The organism is Dactylosporangium sp. NPDC000555 (assembly GCF_040300025.1).
Taxonomy (GTDB): Bacteria; Actinomycetota; Actinomycetes; order Mycobacteriales; family Micromonosporaceae; genus Dactylosporangium.
Window position 1 is genome coordinate 23,963 of sequence record NZ_JBEPDB010000056.1, and the last position, 6,357, is coordinate 30,319.

Consider the following 6,357-nt stretch of genomic DNA (forward strand, 5'->3'; position numbering starts at 1 on the left):
TGCGACTCCCCCACCGACATTCCATAGATCGAAACACATGCGTTCCGGAGCGTTCAGCGACCGGCCGACGAAAGCGAGACGTACCGTGGCCGCTCGACTCGACACTCACCGTTCAAACCCACGTGCAGCGGGCGACCGCTACCCGAGCTCAGTTCGACAAGGACTTCGTCGTCGTGCAAGGCGCCCCCACAACCTGCATGCGTCCGTCGTGAAACACGACCGCGACCTCACCACCAAGGTCAGACTCGAAGCCACGATGCCGCTGGGCACGGAACACCCGCGCGCGACCGATGCGCCCGCCTGGGAGGCAGGACAGGTCCACGACCGTTGGGCCGGGCTGCGGACGACTCCGGCAGGTCGGCCGGAACCCCGTCCCGTACGCAGTTGACGCGCGTGCTCACGGAACGGGCGGACGGCGTGCCGCGCTCCGCGGTGCTCGGCAGTTACGTGCTCGGCGCCTACGGGCTGGGCTTCCTGGAACTCTTGACGTTCGTACTGGCACTGCGCTGTCATGAGCTCGGGCTGTCGGTCGACAAGGTCGGCCTGGTCATGGGTGCCGGTTCGGTGGGGCCGGCGCTGCTTGCGATCCCGCTCAGCTCGTTCATCGACCGCTACGGGCCGCGCCGAAGCTTCGTGTTGGCAGCGATCGCCACGGCGGTACTGTCCCTCGCTTTTATGCTCGTCGGGCACTTCCTGCTGCTCATCGCGCTCCAGTTCGTCATGGGGTGCACCCGGACGATGGCGTGGGTCTCCTCGCAGGGGTACCTGACGGGCATCGGCACCGAGGCGGAGCGGGCCAGTCACGCCGGCCGGTTCGGATTCTTCGTCGGCGCGGGTCAGATGCTGGCCGCCCTACTCGCCGGGGTGGCAACCGAGGCTGCGGGAGCAACCGCCGGTTTCCTCTTCGGAGCCGTCTACAGCATCCTTTTCGCACTCCTTGCGCTGCGGTTACCCGATCTCGCTCCCGCCACGCGGCCGACCGGCTCCTCGGGCAGCTACCGGCAGGCGATGCGGCTACTACACGTACCTGGCGTCCAGACTGCCATGCTCCTGACCTTCACCCGGTTGTCCGTGGCCTCCGCGTGGAGTGCGTTCGTGCCACTGATCCTGGTCGCCCACGGCCTGACCCCCGGGCTCGTGGGCTTCGTGATCGCGGCCAAGGGCGGCGTCACCACACTGTCCTCCCTCAGCACCGGCCGGCTGTCCCGGACACTGGGAGTCATCAAGCTGGGGATCGTGTCGCTCGGCCTCGGCACTGTGGGCCTGGGCCTGGCGCCGTGGCTCAACGGGCCGGTCAGTGCGTTCCTATCGGCGGCGCTCGTCGGGCTCGCGATGGGCCTGAGCCTGCCAGTCATCCTGGCCACGCTGACCGACGGTGCGACGCACGACCAGCGGGCGCTGGCGCTGTCCATGCGCGAGAGCGCCAATTCGACCGCGAGCACGCTCGGCCCGCCCGCTGTCGGGCGCCTCATGGCCCTCGCCGGGGTCAGCAAGGGCCTCCTCGTGACCAGCGCAGCCTGCGTCGGGCTGCTCGCCGTGGCCGCGGCCCGCTCATCGAAGCGAGGAAGGCGCCGCAACAGCACGGCGTAAAACGCTGCACCAGCAACCCGTCGCGCACATCCAGACGGCCGCCTCCACCAGCCCGGCGCGCAACCGTGGCAACGTCACCGAATACCAGAAAGGTCATCGCCGAAACGCCCAACGATGAGGTCGCCAAGGCTCACGAGTCGGGCGGTGCCGTCGATGTCCACCGCCGACATCGAGAGTCGCCCATGCCGTCAGGACGCAAGTCCAGCGAGCAACCGATCACGGCTCGACCGGTGGGAATACTTGATCAACTCACTCATCTGTCGATGAGCGCGCAGTTGATATGCAAGCATGGCGACCTGTTTCGAGGAGGTCTCCGCCCGTGTGGTGGCATACTGACGCATACCGAACAATCGGCCTCAGGCCGTCGGTGGACCCTGTCCTGGCGGGCTGGATCGACGCGCTGGAACGCGAGTCGGGTCTCCACGTGCCGCTCGCTGCGCGGGAGTGGTACTCAGTACGGGAAGCGGTGGAATGGCTCGCGCGCCACGGCGACAACATCCTGGTCAGCGCCGCCAGACTCGGCAACCCGATCGACGGCCTCGACTACCTCGCCGGCGGCTGGCTCGTCACCGAGACCGACTCGCGGGCGAGACGCTGGAGTTGACCTTCGTGTATCCCGGCCACCCAGTCCCAGCCGTCCTTGGCCGATGGGCCGATCCGCGGGTCGCTGGGGACATGGGCGTCACGCAATGCCCGCACGTACGCCCGATCCTGGTCGATCCGCGCGCGTACCTGATCAGCTCCGCCGGCGGACCCGTGGCCGGGGATGAGGACATCCACGTCGCCCGCCACGCCCTCGAACAGGCCCAGCGCGGCGAGGTAGTCCTCGATCGGGTCAGCGCCGTTCAGGTCGAGCATCGGAATCAAGACATCGGAAAGCATGTCGCCGGCGACGAGAACTCCGCGTTCCTCGATCAACAGCGCCGCGTGGCCCGGGGCATGCGCCTGATGCTCGATGATCCGGACTTGCGGGCCGTCCCAGGGAATCCGCGTCGTCTCGGCGGGCAGAGCGGTGATGAGGCCGAGCAGGTCCAGCGGTACCTGCTCGGCGATGTCCGGCGGTATCGTCCGAGCGACGCGGGCCTTCGCACCCGCGTCCGACAGGCGAGCTCGGACAGTGTCCGCGCAGCGGGACGTGCCGTAGCGGGGCGCCTCGCCGAGACGGGCGTGCCAGAGCAGGTGATCCCAGTGCGGATGCGTGGAGAACCCCGCCATTACGGTCTGGCCCAGCTCGCGAAGGTCGTCCGCGAGGCAGGCCATTTCACCGCCAAGCACCCCGGCGTCGATGAGCAACACACCGGCCCCGCCCTGCACGACCACGGCGTTGCTCTGGCAGAACTCGCTCTCGTGGACCAGCACACCCTCCGCGACCGGCCTCAGCATGGGCTGGCCTCGAGCTCATCGCGGATCGCGTAGCGGTGCATCGTGACGCCCTGCTCGAACGAGCGCTGCTCGAGCAGGTCAAGCTCGATCGGCACGTCGTACTCGTCGAACAGCGGCCTGCCGAAGCCGAGGATCGCGGGATGGGTGAAGAGCAGCAGCTCGTCGAGCAGCTTGGCGCGCAGCAGCTGGGTGGCGAGCGCCGCGCCGCCCACACCGATGGTGCCGCCGGTCTGGGCACGAAGGGCGGCGAGCTGCTCGATCGCGTCGTCTCCGCCGATGATCCGGGTGTTGTGGCCGGCGCTGCGGCGGGTGCGGGAAACGAGCACCTTGGGCTTCGCGGTCCAGATCTCGCCGTATTCACGCAGGACGTCCGGCAGCGACGCGTCCTCGCGCGCCCGCGGCCAATATTCCTCCATCGTCTCGTAGACGACCCGGCCCTGGACCATCAGCGCGAGCGCCCGCGCCCGCGCGTTGAACTCGCGGTGCAGTTCCTCGCCGATGCGCAGCCACTCGCCCGCACCGTTGTCCCCGGGAACTTGCTCGATCCGCAGGTCGAGGGACACGTTCATCCAATACACGAAGCGACCCATCGTCTCCCCTTCCCATAGTGATTGCAAACTGCAACCACTATATTGGGAACGACATGCCCGTCAAGGAGGAGTCGTGGAACCACGGTCCGGGTGTCCGATCAACGCCGCCGTCGAGGTGCTCGGAGATCGCTGGTCGTTGATCGTGCTGCGCGACGTCATCTTCGGCGACCGCCGATACTTCCGTGCGCTGCTCACCGGGTCGATTGAGGGCATCGCCTCGAACATCCTCGCCGACCGCCTCAAGCGGCTCGTCGATGCGGGGATCCTCACCCGCGGCACCGCGGCCCGCGGGCAGCGCGCGCGCTTCAGCCTCACCGAAGCCGGCATCCAGACGCTGCCGATCATCTATGCTCTCGGCAACTGGGGCCTCGACTGGTGCTCCGGCAGCGCCGAGCTCCGAAGCCGGCAGCGGTTCATGCGCGATGAGGGTCCGGCATTCATCGAGGAGCTCATGGACGAGCTCCGCGTTCGCCACCTCGGCGCCCCGCCGAGGCCGCACGACGGCCCGGGCGCGTTCGAGCGACTCAGCGCCGCCTACGCCGCCGCCGAGCAGGACCGAGTCGACTGATTGGGAAGTCCCGTTCGCATGATCACGTATCCGCCCGTCAGGCATCAGCGTCCGCCTGTGCGGTCCAGCCGAAGGTGCCCCGGAGGATGTACCGCTGGTACATCATGATCTGTATGCTCTGCCGGTCCTCATCAGAAGATCATGGAGCACCCCCGATGCCAAATTCACTTCGGCCCCGCCTTGCCTTCGTGGCGGGCGCAGCCGTCGTCGCGTTCGGTGCGTTCGGCACCGCGCCGGCCCTCGCCCAGGAACCTGACACGTTCGACCTGGGGATCGCCGAGGTGACCGTCTCCGGCGCGGTCGGCGCGATCGTGCCGGTCAAGCTGACTGTCCGCAGCAACGGCCCGCAGGCCGCCGACGTCGTGCGGGAAGCGGTCATCGAGCGGCCCACGGGCACGGAGTTCGCCGCCCCCATCCCGGCCGGCTGCGTCAGCCACAGCACCACCAACCGGTATTACTGCACCGCCACCGGCGGACTGGCCGTCGGCGCCTCCGTGAGCTTCGAGTTCAACCTGAAGATCATCGACGCGCACCCGGGCGCCGGCGTGTTGTTCTTTGCCGACGGTGGCCGCGAGGACCGCGACAACAGCAACGACCACGCCGCCCTCACCGTGAACGTGACTGCGCCGACCGGCGGCCAGTCCTCCGCCTCCGCATCGGCATCGCCCTCGGCCTCGGCTTCGTCCTCGGCCGGCACCGCGAGGCCGAGCGCCAGCCCCGCCCCGGGCCTGCCGGTCACCGGCGACCGGACCGGCCTCTATGCCGGCGTCGGCGCCGCGCTCGTCGCCGCCGGCGTCGCGCTGTTCCTGGTCGCCCGCCGCAGGCGAATCAGGCTGGTGACGCCCGAGCGGTAGGAACCCCGGCGCCGGGGAGACGGGTGCGTACATCCTTGGTCGCATTTCCCCGGCGTACGCCCGGATGGTGGAATCGGGGTGTGCAAGGGCGCGTCGTCGATCTCGTGCTCGCCGGCAGCGGGCTGGGTGCCGGCGCGCTGATGTTCGCGACCGGGCAGTATCAGGCCAGCGTCGCGCCGGCGTGGTTGTTCGTGCCGCTCGCGGTGTGCTGCGGGGCACTGCTGCTGCGCCGGACCGCGCCGCTGGCCTCCGTGCTGGTCGGCACCGCGGCGGTGGCGGCCGACATCGCGATCGGGCCCTCGCTCGCCACGCCGCTGGTGTACACCCAGGTGCTGTACGACGCCTGCGTGCACGGGCGCGCGGCCCTCGCCCGGGTGCTGCTGGCCGCGTCAGTCGTCGGGTCCGTGATCACGGCCGCCCTGTGTCTCGTCGTGCTGCGCGACGTCCGGGCGCTCGGGCTCGCCGTGCTGCTCGCCCTCGTGACCGTGGTGCCGGTGCTGACCGGCATCCACGTGCGGCACCACCGCGACCAGGCGGCCGCCGCGCGCCGCTCGGCCGAGCAGGTCGCCCGGCTCGCCGAGGCCGACCGGGCCAACGCGGTCGCGGCCGAGCGGGCCGGCATGGCCCGCGAGCTGCACGACGTGATCGCCAACCACCTCAGCGCCGTGGCGATCCACGCCACCGCGGCGCTGTCGGCCGACCTGGGCCCGGACGGCACCCGGCAGGCGCTCACGGTGATCCGGGAGAACAGCGTTCAGGGCCTGGCCGAGATGCGGCGGATGATCGGGTTCCTCCGCGAACCGGCCGCCCTGCCCGAGCACTCCCCCGGCGGGCTCGCCGCGCTGGACGACCTCGTCGCGCGCGCCGGGCTGCCGGTCACGCTCGAGGTGCGCGGCGCGACCGGGGACGTGCCGGTGAGCGTGGACCTGGCGGCGTACCGCATCGTCCAGGAGTCGCTGACCAACGCCCTCAAGCACGGCGACGGCGGCCCGGTCACCGCGGAGGTGGTGTGTACGGCGGGGGCCGTGGACATCCGGGTCCGCTCCGGGCTCGCGCGGCACACGCCCAGCGGGGACGGGGCCGGGCTCATCGGCATGCACGAGCGGGCGGCACTGCTCGGCGGCACGCTGACCGCCGGTCCGGACGGCGACCGCTGGGTCGTGGCCGCGCACCTGCCCTGGGACGGACCGTGAGCGGTACGGAGCGCAGCGGAGTGGCCGCTCACGATGAACACAGGTTCGCCTCACGCCGCCGCCGGAGCGAAGCGCAGGTGGCGGCGTGAGCGGTACGGAGCGCAGCGGAGTGGCCGCTCACGATGAACACAGGTTCGCCTCACGCCGCCGCCGGAGCGAAGCGCAGGTGGCGGCGTGAG

At 70.2% G+C, this 6,357-nt stretch carries 7 protein-coding genes; 5 read left to right on the forward strand and 2 right to left on the reverse strand.

What is annotated here, in order from left to right:
* Positions 1–393: 393 nt before the first annotated feature.
* Together ABT297_RS28440 and ABT297_RS28445 are read left to right on the forward strand one after the other, a co-directional pair.
* Positions 394–1,590 carry an MFS transporter gene (locus tag ABT297_RS28440; RefSeq protein ID WP_350555085.1) on the forward strand — a complete coding sequence of 399 codons (1,197 nt, stop codon included), beginning with the start codon at positions 394–396 and terminating at the stop codon, positions 1,588–1,590.
* A 367-nt stretch (positions 1,591–1,957) separates the two neighbouring features.
* A complete protein-coding gene (locus ABT297_RS28445; protein WP_350555086.1) occupies positions 1,958–2,194 on the forward strand; it encodes a hypothetical protein in 237 nt (78 codons plus the stop codon).
* On the opposite strand, the gene ABT297_RS28450 is transcribed toward ABT297_RS28445, so the two are convergent.
* A complete protein-coding gene (locus ABT297_RS28450; RefSeq protein ID WP_350555088.1) occupies positions 2,134–2,973 on the reverse strand; it encodes an MBL fold metallo-hydrolase in 840 nt (279 codons plus the stop codon). The two genes, ABT297_RS28445 and ABT297_RS28450, sit on opposite strands and share 61 nt — an antisense overlap.
* On the reverse strand, positions 2,967–3,563 hold the full coding sequence (locus ABT297_RS28455) for a dihydrofolate reductase family protein (RefSeq protein WP_350555090.1): 597 nt from the start codon (positions 3,561–3,563) through the stop codon (positions 2,967–2,969). The genes ABT297_RS28450 and ABT297_RS28455 overlap by 7 nt, the downstream gene beginning before the upstream one ends.
* Before the next feature lie 73 nt (positions 3,564–3,636).
* Here ABT297_RS28455 and ABT297_RS28460 point away from each other — a divergent pair, with 73 nt between their 5' ends.
* The 3 genes from ABT297_RS28460 (at position 3,637) to ABT297_RS28470 (ending at position 6,178) form a co-directional block, all read left to right on the forward strand.
* Positions 3,637–4,131, forward strand: a complete 495-nt coding sequence (locus ABT297_RS28460; RefSeq protein WP_350555093.1) for a winged helix-turn-helix transcriptional regulator — start codon at positions 3,637–3,639, stop codon at positions 4,129–4,131.
* Positions 4,132–4,286: 155 nt separating this feature from the next.
* Positions 4,287–4,985, forward strand: a complete 699-nt coding sequence (locus ABT297_RS28465) for an LPXTG cell wall anchor domain-containing protein (RefSeq protein ID WP_350555096.1) — start codon at positions 4,287–4,289, stop codon at positions 4,983–4,985.
* An 80-nt stretch (positions 4,986–5,065) separates the two neighbouring features.
* Positions 5,066–6,178, forward strand: coding sequence for a sensor histidine kinase (locus ABT297_RS28470; RefSeq protein ID WP_350555098.1), 1,113 nt, complete (start codon positions 5,066–5,068; stop codon positions 6,176–6,178).
* The last annotated feature ends 179 nt before the right edge of the window (positions 6,179–6,357 follow it).

What these genes read in the sequence shown, in the direction of transcription:
- ABT297_RS28450 (WP_350555088.1), bottom strand. Translation starts at nt 2,973, where the DNA reads ATGCTGAGGCCGGTCGCGGAGGGTGTGCTGGTCCACGAGAGCGAGTTC.
- ABT297_RS28455 (WP_350555090.1), bottom strand. Translation starts at nt 3,563, where the DNA reads ATGGGTCGCTTCGTGTATTGGATGAACGTGTCCCTCGACCTGCGGATC.
- ABT297_RS28465 (WP_350555096.1), top strand. Translation starts at nt 4,287, where the DNA reads ATGCCAAATTCACTTCGGCCCCGCCTTGCCTTCGTGGCGGGCGCAGCC.